Source organism: Saccharothrix sp. NRRL B-16314, assembly GCF_000716595.1.
Lineage (GTDB): Bacteria > Actinomycetota > Actinomycetes > Mycobacteriales > Pseudonocardiaceae > Actinosynnema.
Map to the genome: position 1 here is coordinate 214,330 of NZ_JNXC01000007.1, position 17,690 is coordinate 232,019.

The 17,690-nt window shown below is 71.6% G+C and carries 18 protein-coding genes; 11 read left to right on the forward strand and 7 right to left on the reverse strand.

Annotation, left to right across the window (positions count from 1 at the left end; translation table 11 throughout):
- The first annotated feature begins 54 nt into the window (after positions 1-54).
- Together OQ02_RS14495 and OQ02_RS14500 are read left to right on the forward strand one after the other, a co-directional pair.
- A complete protein-coding gene (locus tag OQ02_RS14495; protein WP_033438905.1) occupies positions 55-555 on the forward strand; it encodes a SigE family RNA polymerase sigma factor in 501 nt (166 codons plus the stop codon).
- Positions 555-1,361: a hypothetical protein gene (locus tag OQ02_RS14500; protein WP_033438906.1), complete on the forward strand. Its 807-nt coding sequence runs from the start codon at positions 555-557 to the stop codon at positions 1,359-1,361. Before OQ02_RS14495 ends, OQ02_RS14500 begins: the two co-directional genes overlap by 1 nt.
- Positions 1,362-1,482: 121 nt before the next feature.
- On the opposite strand, the gene OQ02_RS14505 is transcribed toward OQ02_RS14500, so the two are convergent.
- Both OQ02_RS14505 and OQ02_RS14510 read right to left on the reverse strand, forming a co-directional pair.
- Entirely contained in the window at positions 1,483-1,755 is a 273-nt protein-coding gene (locus tag OQ02_RS14505; RefSeq protein ID WP_033438907.1) for a hypothetical protein, read from the reverse strand.
- 241 nt (positions 1,756-1,996) lie between these two features.
- Entirely contained in the window at positions 1,997-2,584 is a 588-nt protein-coding gene (locus OQ02_RS14510; RefSeq protein ID WP_051772293.1) for an RDD family protein, read from the reverse strand.
- Between the two features lie 143 nt (positions 2,585-2,727).
- On the opposite strand from OQ02_RS14510, the gene OQ02_RS14515 reads away from it, so the two are divergent.
- Entirely contained in the window at positions 2,728-3,096 is a 369-nt protein-coding gene (locus OQ02_RS14515) for a hypothetical protein (protein WP_033438908.1), read from the forward strand.
- A gap of 15 nt (positions 3,097-3,111) precedes the next feature.
- On the opposite strand, the gene OQ02_RS14520 is transcribed toward OQ02_RS14515, so the two are convergent.
- The gene (locus OQ02_RS14520; protein ID WP_033438909.1) at positions 3,112-3,777 is read right to left on the reverse strand and encodes an alpha/beta fold hydrolase; all 666 of its coding nucleotides are present in this window, start codon (positions 3,775-3,777) and stop codon (positions 3,112-3,114) included.
- Between the two features lie 184 nt (positions 3,778-3,961).
- Between OQ02_RS14520 and OQ02_RS44785 the strand changes: the two genes are divergently transcribed.
- On the forward strand, positions 3,962-4,915 hold the full coding sequence (locus tag OQ02_RS44785) for a hypothetical protein (RefSeq protein ID WP_051772294.1): 954 nt from the start codon (positions 3,962-3,964) through the stop codon (positions 4,913-4,915).
- A gap of 113 nt (positions 4,916-5,028) precedes the next feature.
- Positions 5,029-7,002, forward strand: coding sequence for an endo-1,4-beta-xylanase (locus OQ02_RS14530; RefSeq protein WP_033438910.1), 1,974 nt, complete (start codon positions 5,029-5,031; stop codon positions 7,000-7,002).
- Positions 7,003-7,005: 3 nt separating this feature from the next.
- On the opposite strand, the gene OQ02_RS14535 is transcribed toward OQ02_RS14530, so the two are convergent.
- Positions 7,006-7,518, reverse strand: a complete 513-nt coding sequence (locus tag OQ02_RS14535; RefSeq protein WP_156077046.1) for a hypothetical protein — start codon at positions 7,516-7,518, stop codon at positions 7,006-7,008.
- 180 nt (positions 7,519-7,698) lie between these two features.
- Here OQ02_RS14535 and OQ02_RS14540 point away from each other — a divergent pair, with 180 nt between their 5' ends.
- On the forward strand, positions 7,699-8,298 hold the full coding sequence (locus tag OQ02_RS14540; RefSeq protein WP_051772296.1) for a superoxide dismutase family protein: 600 nt from the start codon (positions 7,699-7,701) through the stop codon (positions 8,296-8,298).
- A 165-nt stretch (positions 8,299-8,463) separates the two neighbouring features.
- Positions 8,464-9,786: a YVTN family beta-propeller repeat protein gene (locus tag OQ02_RS14545; RefSeq protein ID WP_197043327.1), complete on the forward strand. Its 1,323-nt coding sequence runs from the start codon at positions 8,464-8,466 to the stop codon at positions 9,784-9,786.
- Positions 9,787-9,877: 91 nt separating this feature from the next.
- Here the strand turns inward: OQ02_RS14545 and OQ02_RS14550 are convergent, their stop codons facing one another.
- The 3 genes from OQ02_RS14550 to OQ02_RS14560 form a co-directional block, all read right to left on the reverse strand.
- Positions 9,878-11,095 (reverse strand): SGNH/GDSL hydrolase family protein, encoded by a 1,218-nt coding sequence (locus tag OQ02_RS14550; RefSeq protein ID WP_033438911.1) that lies wholly within the window; start codon positions 11,093-11,095, stop codon positions 9,878-9,880.
- Positions 11,096-11,277: 182 nt separating this feature from the next.
- Positions 11,278-12,423 (reverse strand): glycosyltransferase, encoded by a 1,146-nt coding sequence (locus OQ02_RS14555; RefSeq protein WP_033438912.1) that lies wholly within the window; start codon positions 12,421-12,423, stop codon positions 11,278-11,280.
- A 76-nt stretch (positions 12,424-12,499) separates the two neighbouring features.
- The gene (locus OQ02_RS14560) at positions 12,500-12,964 is read right to left on the reverse strand and encodes a MarR family winged helix-turn-helix transcriptional regulator (RefSeq protein WP_033438913.1); all 465 of its coding nucleotides are present in this window, start codon (positions 12,962-12,964) and stop codon (positions 12,500-12,502) included.
- 74 nt (positions 12,965-13,038) lie between these two features.
- On the opposite strand from OQ02_RS14560, the gene OQ02_RS14565 reads away from it, so the two are divergent.
- From OQ02_RS14565 to OQ02_RS14580, 4 genes are all read left to right on the forward strand, one after another.
- The gene (locus tag OQ02_RS14565; RefSeq protein WP_033438914.1) at positions 13,039-15,060 is read left to right on the forward strand and encodes an MMPL family transporter; all 2,022 of its coding nucleotides are present in this window, start codon (positions 13,039-13,041) and stop codon (positions 15,058-15,060) included.
- Between the two features lie 80 nt (positions 15,061-15,140).
- On the forward strand, positions 15,141-15,875 hold the full coding sequence (locus OQ02_RS14570; RefSeq protein ID WP_033438915.1) for an SDR family oxidoreductase: 735 nt from the start codon (positions 15,141-15,143) through the stop codon (positions 15,873-15,875).
- Complete coding sequence (sigJ, locus tag OQ02_RS14575; protein ID WP_033438916.1) at positions 15,872-16,753, forward strand: RNA polymerase sigma factor SigJ; 882 nt, start codon at positions 15,872-15,874, stop codon at positions 16,751-16,753. Before OQ02_RS14570 ends, sigJ begins: the two co-directional genes overlap by 4 nt.
- Before the next feature lie 38 nt (positions 16,754-16,791).
- Positions 16,792-17,682 carry a WD40 repeat domain-containing protein gene (locus tag OQ02_RS14580; protein ID WP_331281535.1) on the forward strand — a complete coding sequence of 297 codons (891 nt, stop codon included), beginning with the start codon at positions 16,792-16,794 and terminating at the stop codon, positions 17,680-17,682.
- Positions 17,683-17,690 lie beyond the last annotated feature (8 nt).

Genomic DNA, 17,690 nt, shown 5'->3' on the forward strand with positions numbered 1-17,690 from the left:
GACGACAACCGAACCGTGGCCCCATCTCGTCGTGACGGCTGAGGAGGTGGACGGATGAAGGACAAAGACGCCGAGTTCGTCGCGTTCGTCCGGGCGAGGCACCGCCACGTGCGGCGGACGGCGTTCTTGCTGTGCGGCGACTGGCACCTGGCCGAGGACCTGGCACAGGCGACGCTGCTGAAGCTGTACCGGTCCTGGTCACGGGCGCGGCGGGCCGATTCGGTCGACGCGTACTGGCGCAAGGTGCTCGTCCGCACGGTCATCGACCACCGCCGGCCGATGAAGAGCGCGGAGAGGCCGGTGGCCGAGCCGCCGGACCTGGCCGCCGCGGAGATCGACCCCGACCAGGGCATCGACGTGCTGCGCGCGCTGGCGACGCTGCCGCCGGGACAGCGCGCGGCGGTGGTGCTGCGGTACTGGGAGGACCAGTCGGTCGCGCAGACGGCGAAGTTGCTCAAGTGCGGTGAGGGAACGGTCAAGAGCCAGTGCGCCAAGGGGATCGCCGCGTTGCGCCGCGAACTGCAAGGCGCGTTCGACAAGGGAGGGGTGGCTTGATGAACGACGTGGACGAGGTGCGGGGGATGCTGGCCTCGGTGCTGGAGGGTGATGCCGGACCGCGGCACTCACCGGAGGAGGTGCTGAAGTCGGCGCGCAGGGCGTCGGCGCAACGGCGGGCGGTGGTGGCGAGCGCGTTGTCCGTCGGTGTGGTGCTGGCGACCGGAGCGGGCGTGCTCATGAGCGTGCAAGCTCCGTCCACTGTGGAGTCTGCGGCCAGTGCGACGCTCACGACCACGACGCGGCAGGCGCTGCCCGGTGCCGTGCCGCCGGTGCCCGTCACGGTGGAGCACGCTGCCGAGCTCACCGCGAAGCTGTCGACGGCCGGCGTCATCCCCGCCGGCTACCGGCTTTCCCGGGCTGCCGGGTCACCGGCCGGGCCGTTGCAGTTCTACGGCATCGGTGAGGACAGCTCGGACGGGTACAAGGCCACCGCTGTCGTCGAGGACGGCAAGGGGTGGGCGACGTTGACGATCTCCGTGCGGTCCGTGTCGGAGGCGCCCGAGTGCGGGCCGGAGAACCCCTGCACGAGTGCCATCCCGGTTTCGACCCCACCGATCGCCCCGCCGACCACGCGGCCCGTCGAGGGTGTGGACATCCGAGTGGTGGCCAACCTGGTCGACCGCGGCAGCGGCGAGGTGGCCATGATGACGGCGAGCAAGCTGTTCCCGGACGGAACGGTGGTGGAGGCCGTGGTTCAGAGCTGGGTGGACGACGGCCCGCCGCTCGACTTCTCTCCGGGCGGCGTTCTGCTCACCGAGCAGCAGCTGGCCGACATGGTCGGCAAGCCCGGGTTCACCTACTGAACCGGACGAGAGGTGCGGCGTGACCTTTCCGGACACGCCGCACCGACTGCGGTGCAGGACCGGCGGCGACGATCCGGGCCGAAGAAGGCTGCTCAGTCCGAGCCGCCGGTTCCGATGCGGCTCAGGGGGGTGATCTCGTGACCGAAGGCGACGACGAGGCGTCACCGGGTGCCACGGCCACCGAGTTGACCGGGGCCGGGAACCGCAGCTCGCGGCCCACCACGCGGCCGGTGGCGACGTCCCACAGGCGCACCCTGCCGGACGTCCCGTAGTCGCCGCCGCCGGTCACGACGAGCGGACGTCCGTCGATCGTGACCGTCGCCAACGAGAACGCCATGGTGGCGAACCGCGTCTCGGGACGGCCGACTTCCTCGCCCGTGGTCAGGTCCCACACCCGTTCCGCGCCGTCCCAGCTCCGAGGCGCGGTGTAGGTGCGCGGAAGCCTGGTGCACAGCTGCGGCCAACGGGTCGGCGCCGCCCTTCAGCAGCGCTGTGACCTGGGCGGGGTCGGTGTTGACCAGGTCCACACCGGAGGTTTCGTCCATCATGATCGAAAACCGTAACCGGGCCCACCGACAGTTCCCGCGCGCCGAACGCCCGGTGGCAGACCGCCGAGTCTTCGGACCGCCCGGTGATCAGTGGGGAACGCGCACGTCGTCCAGCCGGCGGAAGCCCGCGGCGTGGAGCAGGCGGGTGCCGCGGTCGTTGACGCTGGTCCTGACCAACCGTCCGGGCGGACCCGAGGTGACGCCGCCGGACAGTGCCCCGGCGAGGAAGACGAAGATCAGCAACGGCAGCAGCACCGTCCTGATCATCATCGCCCACGGGGCCTTGAGGCCGATCCGGCTGCCGTCGGCGGTCCGCACGAGCCGAGTGCCGGCGAGCACCGCGCCGACCGCGCGGCCGTTGCCGTAGAAGAGGCCGTACAGGGGTGGCACCAGGAACAGCAGTCCGAGCCAGCACAGGACGAGCTGGGTGTCGTCGATCGTTCCGGCGTTGTACACGAGGCTGGCGACGACGATGCCGACGGCCACACCGAGCAGGTAGATCACGAAGTCGACCAGCCACGCCCACAGCTGCGACCACGAGCCGGCCCGGACGTACAAGGTGCCGTCCTCGAACGCCTCGACCTGCCCCGCGTCCGCCTTCCCGAGGGCGTGCACCACCTCGCTCCTGACGATCTCCAGCCGGCTCGGCGCACGGCCGACGTGAGGAACGACCATCACACTCTCCTGTCCGTTTGCGACCGGCGACATTCTGTCCGCCCCGGATCCGAGGCCTGCCGGCGCGTACGACCTGAGACGCGGACGGCGGGTCCGGGGATCCCCGGACGTATCATCCGGGGCCCACGACCAGAGGACGGGACATGAACTCGGATCGGAACGCCGCCCGCCGCGGCCAGGCGCGTCCAGGGCAGGGCGGCAAGGGCGCACCGCCACCGGCCCGGCCGCAGATCCCGTTCCTCAAGTACCTCGCGGCGCACCTGCTGACGGGGATCGTGGTGTTCGTGGTGCTGACCTTCGCCGTGCCCGGCCAGAACCCGCTCACCGCCGCCGACGTGATCGACTACGTGGCCTTCCACATGCCGATCCCGGTGATCCTCTCGGCCCTGCTGTCGTGGCTCATCAGCCGACGCATGGCGCTGCCGTACTGGGCGATCCTGCTCATCTCCCTGCCGACCTACCTGTGCACGCTCTTCGTCTACGAGATGGGCCTGCTCATGGCCGCCTCGTAGGAGGCGGCCGGCAGGTCAGGCCCCGGCGAGGAGCCGGGCGAGTTCGACCGGCTTGGTGACCATCGGCCAGTGGCCCGAGTCGATGTCCACGAAGTCGACGTGCCGTGCTTTGGAGAGTTCACCGCCGCCGATCCACTCCCGGGCCTGGTCCGGGCTGAACTCGGGGCACACGACCACGACCGGGACGTCGAAGCGGCGCTCGTCCGTGAAGCGCACCACGCCCTTGGTCACGCCTTCGGGAACGGGGATCGCGCGGGCCGCGAAGCGCTCCCTCGCCTCGTCGTCCAGGTCGACGGAGTCCGGACCCTCGAACGGTTCCCAGCCGGGGAAGGGCATCGCGCCGTCCTCCGTCTCGAAGAAGTCCGCGAACGGCTGCCCGTCACCGGCCGGGAAACCGCCGACGAGGACGACCTTGGCCACCTTCTCCGGTCGGGCGTCGGCGGCCAGCCACGCCAGGGTCGCGGCGGCGGAGTGCCCCACCACCACGGGCTTCCCGGCCGCCGCGTCGACGGCCGCGAGCACCGCCGCCAGCTGGTCGTCCAACGTCGCGGACGTGGCTCCGTCGCCTTGGCCCGGCAGGGTGACCGGCACGGGGTCGTGGCCGAGTGCTTCGAGTGCCGGGACGACGTCGTCCCAGGCGGACGCGTCGAGCCACAGGCCGGCGACGAGCAGGATTTCCATGATCAGTCCACCTTCTCCGGCGAGGCCTCATCCGGTGACCTCGTGGACGCCCATCATGCCCACGTCCTCTTGGGACGCGGCACGGCAGTGGTGCGGCGGTCTGGTAAGGCGCTCACGCCTGCTCGTAACGGTCGGTCGAACCGCGCCGATGAGCGACGTAGACACGTTCGTCGCTGGAGTGCGTATGGAGAACTCGGCGTCAGGCCTGGTCATGCTGGAGGCCGGGGTCCCGGTGGTCGTGACCGGGGAGGAACACCAGCAGGCGTGGCTGGCGAGGTATCCCACAGTGCCGGCGGAGAGACGGGTCGCGGTCTCGCTGGCGTGGTGCGTCATCGGAGCGGGCAAGCACCGCGGCCAGTACGCCATCGAGGTCCGGTTGGACGGGCAGCGGGTCGGCGAGCTGACGTACCTGATGTCGCGGCGCTACGCCGACGTGGTCGGCCAGGTCATCGACGGTGGCGGCACGCCGGGCTGCGAGGCCGCGATCCGGCGGGGTGATCGCGGTCTGGAAGTCGTGCTCTACCTGCCGCGCAACCCGTTCAACCCGTCCAACGTCGTCGCGCCACCTCCGCAGAACGCCTCCGCCCCACCGGAAAAGGCCAAGTCACGCCGCAAGGTGGTGAACGCCGTCGGTGCTGTGGTGGCCTTGTTCGTCGTCATCGGCTTGTTGTCCGACCCGAAGTCCACTGAGGTCCCGTCCGGCGCACTGACGACGTCCGCCGCGTCCGCCACGGAGGCGATGACCACCGCCGCGCCGACCACGACCACCACGTCGACGACAACTGCGACAACGACAACCACCACGACGACGACTCCCACCACCACCACCACGACTTCGACCACCACCACGGCTGCGCCAGCCCCCAACCCGCAGCCGCAGCCGAACCCGCAGCCGAACCCGCAGCCGCAGCCGCAGCCCAACCCGGCCACGCAGGCTCCGCAGCCCCCGCCCGCACCCGTGCCCGCACCCAACGACGGCTGCCACCCCAGTTACGTGCCGTGCGTGCCGATCGTGAGCGACGTCGACTGCGAGGGCGGCAGAGGCGACGGTCCCGAGTACGTGCTGGGCCCGATCACCGTCATCGGTCCGGACGACTACCGCCTGGATGGCAACAACGACGGCGTCGGGTGCGAGTAGGCGGGCGTTTGGGCTGAATGGCGGCTGGGCGGCGTCCTCCGGGGCTGCCTATAGTCCGGGCGAGATGTCTGGGAGCGCTCCCAGAAATTGCCCCGACGGAAGAGGGATTCTCGATGAGGAGAGTTCTCGCCGGTGTGCTCGCGACCTCGGTCCTGGCCGGCCTGGTCGCGATCGCAGCGCAAGCGAGCCCCCGGGCCGCAGCAGCCGACGAGCCGGTGGTCGTCGTCTCGAGCACGTTCGACGACGGAACCGCGCAAGGGTGGACGGGCCGGGCGAGCGAAGTCGTCGAGCCCAGCACCGCGGTGGCACACAGCGGCACGCACAGCCTCGCCGTCACCGGTCGCACCGCCGGTTGGCAAGGTCCCGCCCTGAGCATCCTGGACAAAGCGCAGAAGGGCGTCCGCTACGAGCTCTCGGTGTGGGTGCGGCTGGCCGCGGGCCAAGCGGCCACGAGCGCCGGCCTGTCGGTCGAGCGCCACACCGCCGGCACCCCGTCGTACGACCAGGTGGTCGGCAGCACCGCTGTCACCGCCGACGGGTGGGTCAACCTGAAGGGCACCTACACGCTCGCCGCCGACGTCGACTTCCTCACCACCTACGTCGAGGCGGCCGGCGCGACCGCCTCGCTGCACATCGACGACTTCTCGATGTCCTACACGCCGCTGCCGCCGATCCAGACCGACATCCCGTCGGTGAAGGACGTGCTGGCCGACCACTTCACGGTGGGCGCGGCGGTCGAGAACGCGCAGATCCTCAACAACCACGGGCAGTTGCTCGCCAAGCACTTCAACTCCATCACCCCCGGCAACCAGCTCAAGTGGGACGCCACCGAGCCCGCCGAGGGCACGTTCCGGTTCGCCGACGCGGACGCCCTGGTCGACTGGGCGAAGGCCAACGGCTCCACGGTGCGCGGGCACACGCTGGTCTGGCACCAGCAGACCCCGGCGTGGGTGTTCAAGGACGCGGCGGGCAACGACCTGACCGCGACGCCGGAGAGCAAGGCGCTCGTGCTCGCCCGCCTGGACGCGCACATCCGTGCCGTTGTCGGCCACTACGGCGCCGACATCCCCGTGTGGGACGTGGTGAACGAGGTCATCGACGAGAACCAGTCCGACGGGCTGCGCCGCAGCAAGTGGTTCGAGCTGACCGGGCTGGACTACCTCCGCACGGCGTTCCGGGTGGCCCGCGAGGTCGCGCCGGACGCCCGGCTGGTGATCAACGACTACAACACCAACGTGCCGTCGAAGCGCGACAAGCTCTACGACCTGGTCGTGCAGCTGCGCGCCGAGGGCGTGCCGATCGACGCGGTGGGCCACCAGATGCACATCAACGTGCAGTGGCCGTCCGTCGCCGAGACCGAGGCGATGCTGACCAAGTTCGCGCCGCTGGGGATCGACCAGCAGATCACCGAGATGGACATCTCCGTCTACACCGACAACAGCCAGTCGTACCCGACGCCGCCGCGCGAGGTGCTGCTCACCCAGGCCTACCGCTACCGCGACATGTTCGAGCTGTACAAGCGCTACTCCGACGACGTCAGCTCGGTCACGTTGTGGGGCTTGGCGGACGACGGCACCTGGCTGGACAGCTTCCCGGTGACCCGCAAGGACCACCCGCTGCTGTTCGACACCCGCTTGCAGGCCAAGGACGCGTACTGGGGCGTCGTGGACCCGAGCCGGATCGGCCAGACCACGACGACGACCACGACGACCACCACCACGACGACTACAACCACCACGACCACGACCACGACCACGACTGTGCCGCCGTCGACGTGCGCGGTGGCGTACACGATCGGCAGCCAGTGGCAGGGCGGGTTCCAGGGCGAGGTCCGGATCACCAACCGGGGCACCGCGGCCGTGAACCCGTGGACCTTGGCCTGGTCGTTCGCCGACGGTCAGCGGATCACGCAGCTCTGGGGCGGCGTCCACACCCAGGACGGCGCGTCGGTGACCGTGCGGCACGCGGCGTGGAACAGCACGCTGCCGCCCGGCGGCTCCGTGTCGTTCGGGTTCCTGGGCAGCTGGACCGGCGCCAACGCCAAGCCGAACTCCTTCAGCCTCAACGGGGTGGCCTGCCAGAGCTGACGCTCAGTCCTCGGTGATCCGGTAGTAGCGGACGGGCGTGTAGGCGCCCGCCGTCGCCGCAGACCACGTCCGCTCCACCGGCGGTGCGCCGTCGGGGCCGGTCTGCTCGCGCACGACCGGTTCCGACTGCGCACCGTCCGCCCAGCGCACGAACAACGCCGCGTGGTTGGCGTTGGTGAGCGCGTCACCCGGCCGGAGGTCGGCGCGCGGGATCTCGGTGGCGACGTCCCGCAGCGTGACCGTGGTGCGGGAGTGGGTGAGGCCCCACGCCATCGAGACGTAACCGGAGCAGTCGGTGCGGTAGCTGCCGTACTCGTTCTGGTAGCAGGACTGCTGGTTGTACGGCACCTGCGCGTCGAGCCAGGACCGCGACCTGGCGTCGGTCTCGCTGCGCGAGGTCACGCGGTCCTCGGCCGTCGTGCCGCACGCGATCTTCGCGTCGGGGGCGGCGTGCACGACCGGGGCGTGGAACGCCGCCGTGCAGGCGAGGACGGCGATCAAAGTACGGGTGCTCATCGAAATCCCCTCTGCCGAGGTGCGCCGCCGCTGTGCGTCCGGCGGCGTCGGCGACAGGTTTCCCGCGCCGGCCCGGACTAGCGGGAATCCACCCGGGCGGGTGGTGTGCTGTGCGTGCGGACGGTTTCACGCGGCGTGACGGGGGTAGTCGGCCGGTGACCGACGTCGAAGGGAGCCGGTATGCGCACCGTCATCGTCGTCTCCGCGCTCTGCGTCGCGGTGGGTTGCGGCACGGCGGGTTGCGGCGGTGAGTCGGCGCCACCCGATCGGACGGCCCAGGCGAAGGTGACCAGCAGGCAGATCGGCGTGCTCGCACCGGTGGACGCGGCCGACACGGCGTTCACCTACGACCAGTCCGCCGCCCCGGCCGGCGGCCGGCTGGAACTGGAAGTGATGGAGGGCGAGGGCGCGACGACCGTGCGCCTGACCGTCGAACTGCTCCAGCCCGACCGGGGTTACGCCGTCCACGCGCACACCGAACCGTGCGGCCTCACCGGCACCGACGCGGGTCCGCACTACCAGCACGAGGTCGACCCGGCCGCGACACCGGACCGGCCGTCCGTCGACCCGGCGTACGCCAACCCGCAGAACGAGATCTGGCTGGACCTCACCACCGACGGCCAGGGCAACGGTTCGGGTGAGACCACCGTCCCGTTCGTCTTCGGCGACCGCGTGCCGTCCTCGATCGTGTTCCACGAACAGCCCAAGACCGCGACCGAGCAGGGCCGCGCGGGCAGCGCCGGCGGCCGGGTGGCCTGCTTCACCGCCCCGTTCCGCTGACCGCGCCGCAGCCGGAGGCGTGCTGGGTGGCCGGCTCCTGTGATGGCGGCGTTTCCGCCGGTGAAGCCGGAAATTCCAGCCGAGGTCGGCGCACCCGTCTGGCAAGATCCGGTGCGCCGGGCGCGGCTGAATGCCGGCCCGCACGGTCGAAGGGGGTCATGCGTCATGCACGGTCGAACACCAAGAATCCGGCGAAGATCAGCCGCGCTCGTCGTCCTGCTCGTCGCGGGCCTGATCGCGTCGGTGCCCACCACGGCGACGGCCGACGACAGGCCCAACAGCATCGGCGTCGGGTCGAACCCGATCTGGGTCGCGATCAGCCCGAACGGGGCGTTCGCGTACGTCACCAACGCGTACGACCGCACGGTGTCGGTCATCGACACCGCCACCAGGACGGTCACCGGCACCATCAAGGTCGGCACGCAGCCCGAGGGCATCGCTTTCAGCCCGGACAACCGGACCGCGTACATCGCGAACGTCGGTGACCACAACACCGATCAGGGCTCGGTGTCGGTGATCGACACCGCGACCAAGTCGGTCGTCAGGACTGTTTCGGTGGCACCGCTGAGGTCCCCGAACGCCGTCACCGTCACGCCGGACGGGAAGAAGGCCTACGTCGTCGGCTTCGGTTACCTGTCGGTGATCGACACCGCCACCGGCACCGCCCGCGCGGTCCACATCGGCAACAACGGCCCGACGGACGTGAAGGTCACTCCTGACGGTTCTCGCGTCTACATCGCGGACTTCCACACCAAGAGCGTCATGGTGGTCAGCACCGCGACCGACAGCGTGATCGCCACCGTGCCGCTGGGCACCGCCCCCAACAGGCTCGCCATCACGCCGGACGGCCTGCGCGTGTACGTCACCAGCGGCTTGGGCGACAAGGTGTACATGATCGCGACCGCGGCCAACCAGGTCAGGGCGACCATCGACGCGCCCGGGAAGCCCGTGGGCGTGGCCGCCGCGCCGAACGGTCGCCAGGTGCACGTCACGGGTCACGACGGGAACACCCTGACGACGATCGACGTGGCCACCAACGCCGTTGTCCGCACCAAGCCGGTCGGCCTCACCCCGTTCTCCCTGGCCATCACGCCGAACGGCGCCGAAGCGTACGTGGTCCAGCGAGGGGGCCAGTACGTCGCGGTCGTCAACGTCGCGGACGACCGGGTGGTGCGCGGCGACCGCCTGGCCGTCGGCGAGTACCGGACCTCTCCCGACAACAGGTTCCGGCTGATCATGCAGCCCGACGGCAACCTGGTGCTCTACGCCTCGACCGGCGAGGCGTTGTGGCACAGCCGCACCGACGGCTCCGGAGCCACCTACGCGATCCTGCAGCCCGACGGCAACTTCGTCGTCTACACCCCCGCCGGCGAAGCCAAGTGGCACACCCACAGCTGGGGGACCGCGGCCGATCGCTTCGTCGTGCAGAGCGACTCCAACCTCGTGCTCTACGGCCCCGACGCCACCCCCTACTGGCACCGCTGGTAGCGGCCGACCCGGGGGGACCGTCGAGCCCCCGTGCACGCCCCGGTTGACGAGGCGTGCACGGGGACAGCCGATGCGCGGCGCACGACGGGGCTCAGCGCTCCAGCAGCATCGCCAGGTCGATCGCGTTCGCCATCGCTTCCGTGCCCGCGTCGTTCGGGTGCAGGTGGTCGCCGCTGTCGTAGGCGGGTGCCAGCGTGGCCGGATCGCCCGGGACCGCCGTCGCGGCGGCGAAGTCCACCACGCCGTCGAACTCGCCCGAGGTGCGGATCCAGTCGTTCAGCGCGCGCCAGGTCGCCTCGCGCTCCTCGGTCCAGATGAACGACCCCTTGAACGGCAGGACCGTGCCCCCGTACACCTTCACGCCCTTGGCCCGCGCCTGTGCGATCACGTCGCGGTGCCCGGCGATCAGGTCCTCGGCCGACGCGCTGTAGCCGATGTCGTTCACGGCCTCCAGCAGGATCATCGCCTTCACGCCGGTCTGCGACAGCACGTCCCGCTGCACCCGCGTCACGCCCGCGACGCCCCAGAACGGCTCGTCCCGGTCTGCGATGAGGCGGTTGCCGCCCAGGCCCGCGTTCACCACGGACAGCGTCCTGCCCGGCACCGCGTCCAGCCGCCGGGCCAGGAAGTCCGGCCAGCGGCGGTTCGCGTTGCCGGTGGTGTTCGCGGTGTCGGTGATCGAGTCGCCGAAGGCCACCACCGCGCCCGCGACCCGCCGTGACGGCGCCACGTCCACGCCGTTGACGACCATCCAGCACGGCGTGTCCTGGAACCCGCCCGACTGCACGCCGGTCCGGTCGCCCGGCGCCAGGTAGTTGCCCTGCGCGGTGAACGGGTGGTTCGTCAGCGGACCGGTGGCGCGCGGCACGTAGGCGCTCACCAGCAGGGTCGACAGCGCCTGCACGTCCAACCGGACCGGGTCGCTGAAGACCTCCCGCCCGGCCGGCACCGTGACGCTGCGCCTGCCCTTGAACGTCAACGCGCGCATCGTGCCCGGCACCGCCGCGTCACCGGACGCCTGCACCGCGACCGAGGCCCGTCCGACCTCCAGCGGCGTGGCGCCGAACGCGTTCGTCAGCCGGACCCGCACGGATCGACCGCCGGCGCTCAGGAACACCACGTTCCGCACGGTCTGGTTCTCCAGTCCCCGTCCGGCCGGGCAGTCGCTCCACGGGATCTCGCTGCCGACCACGGGGCTCGCCGCCCAGCCGGCCACCCACGGTGTGCCGTGGGCGGTGGCGGCGGGCTGCGCCGTCATGGTCGCCACGAGTGCGGCGATCACGGCCAGTTTCCCGACGTGTCCTGCCATGAAGGTCTCCCAACGCCAGTCGTCAGTGGTGGCGTCGCCGACCGTGGCAGCGAGGTGATTAACCGGTCAAGCAAGCCACGACGAGCGGTGCAGGAGTTGCGATGAGTGGTTCGACTTAACGCATAAGTCCGACCACCCGTGCCTGGCCGCGCCCCGCGGCAGGGGGACGCGGCCAGGGTGGTTCAGGCGTACTCGTGCAGCCTGCGGGCCACGTCGTGCGGTGACGGCATGGCGGCCACCTCGTCGGCGATCGCCCGCGCCGCACCGCGCACGGCCTCGTCGGCGAGCAGGTGCCGCGCCTTGGCCGCGATCGCCTCGGCGGTCAGGTCGTCACCGATCAACCGGTCGCCCAGCCCCGCCTCGACCACCATCTCGGCGTTGCTGAACTGGTCCGCGCCCTGCGGCAGGACGAGCTGCGGCGCGCCGACGCCGAACGTGCCCAGAGTCGTGCCGCTGCCACCGTGGTGCACGACGAGGTCCACGTGCGGCAACAGGTCCGCCTGCGGCACCCACGGCACCACGACGACGTTGTCGGGCACGTCGCCGAGCGCGCCCACCTCGACCGTCGGACCGGCGGCCACGAGCACCCGCACGCCCGTCGCCGCCAAGCCCTCGATGGCGGTCCGCAGCACGCCAACGTCACCGAACGCGGTGCCCAACGTCAGGTACACCAACGGCTCGCGGTGCTCGACCACCCACGACGGCAGGTCGCCCGGCTCGGCGAACGACACCGGCCGCAGCTCGACCCGCTCGGGGGACCTCGCCAGGAAAGCCCGGTCCTGCACCGAAGACGGGCAGATGTCCACGTACGGGTTGCCAAGCACCATCAGGTCGTCGGTCGGCACTGAGACGCCGAGGTCCGCGGCGACCTCGGCCAGGTGCGCCTGCGAGTTGGCGCCGACGTCGTCCGGCTGCCACATTCGCCCGAACGAGTGGCACAGGGCGGGCACGCCGGCGACCTTCGCGGCCAGCCCCGCGCCCGGGTTGGCCAGTTCGTGCACGATCAGGTCGGGCTTGCGCTCGGCGACGATCGGCGCGAGGTCGGCGGCGAAGCGGCGCGGCAGCACCGAGCCGAACACCAGCGGGATCACCTGTGGCCGGACGTCCTGCGCCCTCCCCACCGGCATGCCCTCTTGTGCCAGCGCGAACGCATCGCGCATGCCGAAGCCGCCGGTGACGTGCTCGATGCCGTGCGCGGTCAACGCGTCCGCGAACGCTTCCCCGGTGACGAACGTGACGTCGTTGCCCAACGCGCGCGCGGCGATCGCGAGCGGCATCAGGGGGTAGGTGTGTCCGTGTGTCTGCAGGCTCGAGAAGAGGATTCGCACTGGACCGAGCGTAGCGAAATTTTTTCCACAGCGGGTGAATTATGCCCGTTCGCGCCTCGCGGCGGCGACGCGGAGGTCAGTCCGGCACCGAGGCCTGGTCGGCCCGCACCGACACGGTGGCGTCGATGCTCGCGCTCAGGAACCGCGCGACGACCTCCTTGTCCGCTTCGCTGAACTGCTCCCACGCCCTGGTGAACGCGCCGTCGAGCGGGCCGAAGAAGCGGCGGCCCAGCTCCAGCGCCTTGTCCCGCACCAGTACCTCGACCTTGCGCCGGTCGTGCGCGCTGCGGGTGCGCTCGACGTGCCCGGCGGCTTCGAGCCGGTCGAGCACGGACGTGGTCGCCGACGCGCTCATGTGCAGCGATTCTGCCAGTCTGGTCGGCGTCATCGGCTCTCCGCCCCAGCGCGCGTCCATGATCACCGCGAGCGCGTTCAGGTCGGTGCGGTGCATCCGCTGCTTCTCGCCGAACAGTTCCGCGAACCGGTCGGTTTCGACGGTGAGCTGCCGGAGCAACCTGACCAGGTCCGAGTTGTCGGCCATCCACCCTCCCCTTATTGTTTCGATTGTCGAACTATCAGACTGTCGAACTACGTGGCCCTGGAGGTCATTCTCCCGTGCAGGCAACCCGCACCCGAACCCGCACCCGCTGGCTGTTGCCCGCCCTCGTGGCGGTCGCGTGGCTGGCGCTCGGCGGCATCTCCGGTCCGTTCGCGGGCAAGCTGAGCGAGGTGGCCGTCAACGACAGCACCGCGTTCCTGCCGTCGTCCGCCGAGGCCACCGAGGTCTCGGAGCTGGTCAAGTCGTTCGGTGACGCGCGCGGCCTGCCCGCGATCGTGGTGGCCGAACGCGCCACCGGGCTCACCCCGGCGGACCGCGAGTACCTGGGCAGCCGCGGCTTCCCCGGTCAGGCGTCGCCGGTCATCCCGTCCACCCGGGACGACCAGGGCGCGCAGGTCGTCATCGTGGTCGACCCCGAAGACCCGGCGGGCGCGGTGGAGGACATCAGGGGGAAGGTGACCGACCCGCCCGACGGGCTCACCGTGCTGGTCACCGGCCCCGCCGCCCAGGTCGCCGACCTGAAGGAGGCGTTCAGCGGCATCGACGGCCTGCTGCTCCTGGTCGCGGGCGCGGTGGTGGCGCTGATCCTCGTGCTGGTCTACCGGAGCCCGCTGCTGCCGCTCGTGGTGCTGGTGTCCGGTGTGTTCGCGCTCGGCCTGGCCAGCCTCGCCGTGTACCTGCTCGCCGACGGCGGCGTGCTCGACCTCAACGGCCAGAGCCAGGGCATCCTGTTCATCCTCGTCTTCGGCGCGGCCACGGACTACGCGTTGCTGCTCGTGTCCCGGTTCCGCGAGGAGCTGCGCGACACCGACGACCGCTACCAGGCCATGCGGGTGGCGTGGCGGGCCACCATCGAGCCCATCGCCGCGTCGGCGGGCACGGTGGTGCTCGGCGTGCTGTGCCTGCTGTTCAGCGACCTCAACTCGAACAAGGGCCTCGGCCCGGTGGCCGCGATCGGCATCGGCGCGGCGCTGCTCGCCTCCGTCACGTTCCTGCCCGCCGTTCTGGTGCTCCTCGGCCGGGCCGCGTTCTGGCCGCGTCGACCGGAGCTCGGCTCGCCGCACCCGGAGGCGAGCGGGCTGTGGGCGCGGGTCGCCGGGCTGATCTCCGCCCGGCCACGGGCCACGTGGGTCCTCACGACGCTGGTGCTGCTCGTCGGTGTCGCGTTCGTGCCGCAGCTCAAGGCGTCCGGCACGGCCCAGTCGGACGTGTTCCTCACCGACGTCGACTCGGTGGCCGGGCAGGAAGTGCTGTCCCGGCACTTCCCGGGCGGCAGCGGCGCGCCGACGGTGGTGCTGGCGCGCGCGGCTCAGGCCGAGGCGGTGACCAGGGCGGCGGACGTGCCGGGCGTGTCCGGGGTGCGTGCTGCCGGCGAGGCTTCGGGCCTGGTCCGGCTGGACGTCGTGCTCGACGACCCGGCCGACTCCGAGGCCGCGCTGGCCACCGTGCAACGGCTGCGTGACGCGGTCCGCGCGGTGCCGGACGCCGACGCCAAGGTCGGCGGACCCACCGCGACCCAGCTCGACACGCAGACCACGTCCGAGCGCGACCGGCTGGTGATCATCCCGATCGTGCTGCTGGTGATCTTCCTGGTGCTGGCGCTGCTCCTGCGGTCGCTGCTCGCGCCGTTGCTGCTGATCGCGACGGTCGTGCTGTCGTTCGCGGCGACCATGGGCGTGGCGGCGCTCGTGTTCAACGGGATCCTCGGCTTCCCCGGCGCCGACCCGGTGGTGCCGCTGTTCGGGTTCGTGTTCCTGGTGGCGCTGGGGATCGACTACAACATCTTCCTGATGACCAGGGTCCGCGAGGAAGCCGTCGGACAAGGCACGCGGGCAGGCGTGCTGCGTGGGCTGACCATCACCGGCGGTGTGATCACGTCGGCGGGCGTGGTGCTCGCGGCGACGTTCTCGGCGCTGGCGGTGCTGCCCATCCTGTTCCTCGCTCAGATCGCGTTCATCGTGGCGTTCGGCGTGCTGCTGGACACGTTCGTGGTGCGCTCGCTGCTCGTGCCCGCGCTGGCCGTGGACGTCGGCCGGCGCATCTGGTGGCCGTCCCGACTGGCCCGGGGCGAGGACTGACGGAGGAGATGTCACAGCCCGGCCGGCCCGATCGTCCTGTCAGTGGCAGATTCCCGGTCAGGACGAGTCGAGGGTGGACGATGAAGGTCGCGGTCGCGGGCGGTACGGGTGTGGTGGGGCGCAGGGTGGTCGAGGAGCTGACCCGGACGGGGCACGACCCGGTCGTGCTCAGCCGGTCGAGCGGGGTCGACCTGACCACCGGCGCCGGGCTCGACGCGGCGCTGGACGGGTGCGAGGCGGTGATCGACGTGTCCAACTCGCCGGAGTGGGGTCGTGCGGAGGCCGAGCGGTTCTTCACCGAGGCCACCGGCAACCTGCTCGACGCGTCGGTCCGGGCGGGCGTCCGGCACCTGGTCCTGCTGTCGATCGTCGGTGTGGACGAGGTCGACCTGGACTACTACTTCGCCAAGCGGCACCAGGAGGCGTTGGTGTCGGGCGGGCCGGCGCCGTGGACGGTGCTGCGGGCGACGCAGTTCTTCGAGTTCCCGTCCCAGGTGCTGGCCGGTGCGACGGGGCCGGTGGCCCAGGTGCCGGCGATGCTGTCGCAGCCGGTGTCGACGGCGGAGGTGGCGGCGCGGCTGGTGGAGCTGGCGGAGGGCGGACCGCAGGGCTTCAGCCTGCCGATCGCCGGTCCCGAGCGGCTGCGGCTGGTCGACATGGCGCGGCAGCTGGTGGCGCGCCGGGGTGACGACCTGCGGGTCGAGGAGGCGGGGGAGGGGCCGGACGGTCTCGCGACCGGCGGTCTGACGCCGCAGGGCGAGTACACCGAGGGCAAGGTGACGTTCGCCGAGTACCTGGAGTCGGTGCGCCCGTGACCGACCGGGTCGCCGAACTGGCCGCCGAGTACACCCGCATCCGACCGCGCCTGGTCGGGGTCGCGTACTCGTTGGTCGGCACGCTCGCCGAGGCGCAGGACGTGGTGTCGGACTGCTGGCTGCGGCTGACCGTCGCCGACGGGCACGACCCCGTCCGGGACGTCGAGGCGTGGGCGGTGGTGGCCGTGGCACGTCGGGCGGTGGACGTGCTGCGGTCGGCCCGCGTGCAGCGGGAGGAGTACGTCGGCCCGTGGCTGCCGGAACCGCTCGTCGGCCTCGCCGCCGACCCCGCCGAGCAGGTGACGCTGGACGACACGGTGAGCTTCGCGCTCATGGTCGTCCTGGAGACCCTCACGCCCGCCGAGCGCACGACGTGGGTGCTGCACGAGGTGTTCGGCATGCCGTTCCCGGAGATCGCCGCGGTGGTCGGGCGCAGCCCGGCTGCCGTGCGGCAGCTCGCGGTGCGGGCGCGGGCGCACGTCGCCGCTGGTGCGCCACGCGTCGAGGTGGAGTCGGCGGAACATCGGCGGGCGGTGGATGCCTTCGTGCGTGCCGTGGGCCAAGGCGACCTGCGCGGACTGCTGGCCGTGCTGGACCCGGACGTGCTGCTCACCACGGACGGCGGCGGCATGCTCGGCGTGGCCCGCCGTCCGGTGCTGGGCGCGGATCGGGTGGGCCGGTTCCTGGTCGGCGTGCGCCGCAAGATGGCCGCCGGTGAACGCATCGCGGCACTCGCCGTCAACGGCGGTCCGGGATTCGCCGTGCTCACCGGCAACGCCACCCGGTTCGTCTGCGCGTTCACCGTCCACGGAGGACTGATCAAGCGGGTGGACTTCGTGGTGGCGCCCGCGAAGCTGCCGCGCGAGCTGGAGGTCTGAGCCGCGCCGGCGCACCTACCGCGCGGTGCCCGCGAGCGATGGCGAATGATCATGTCCATGGGAACCGAGAGCTCTGGCGAGCCGGGCGACCATGGTCGATCCAGCCCCCGCACCGCGGACCGGTCACCGCGCTGGCCGTCGTCCGGCCGCCCGGCGGGCGCACGGTGCTCGTCAGCGGGTCGAGCGACGGCGGTGTGCGCCGGTGGGACGCGATCACCGGAGTGGCGCTGGACGGCCCGCTCCACGGCACCGGCTGGGTGTGGTCGTCGGCCGCCACGACCGCCGACGACGGACGCGCGCTGGTCGTCGGTGGTTTCCAGGACGGCCGGCTGGAGCGGTGGGACGCGGCGACCGGCCGGCGGTTGGCGGGCGGCGCCCGCACCGGGTGGGTGAGGGCGGTGGTCACGGCACGCTTGAACGGCCGCACGGTCGCGTTCAGCGGGTCCGACGACGGCGACGTGCGTCGGTGGGACGCGACAACGGGCCTGCCCGTGGGCGATCCGCTGCACGGACGCCGGTCCTCGGTCTGGTCGCTGGCCGCGGCCTCGGTGCGGGACGGCCGCACGGTGCTGGTGGGCGGCTTCGCCGACGGCGCGCTGTGGCGGTGGGACGCGGTGACGGGCCTGCCCGTGGGCGACCCGATCACCGCCCACACCGGACCCGTGCGGACGTTGGCCGTCGCCGGCTCGTCGCTGTTCAGCGCTTCCGACGACGGCGACGTGCGCTGCTGGGACCTTGGGACCGAGCGGGCTGGCGATTCGCTCACCGGCCACACCGCGCCCGTGCTCTCCCTGGTCCCGGTCGTCCTGCCGGACGGGCGAACGCTGCTCGTGGGCGGCTGCCGTGACGGCGCGGTGGGACGCCGAGACCGGCGTGTTGCGGTGGGACGCCGCGACCGGGGGACGAGTGGGAGAACCGGTCAGCTGTGACGGCGAGG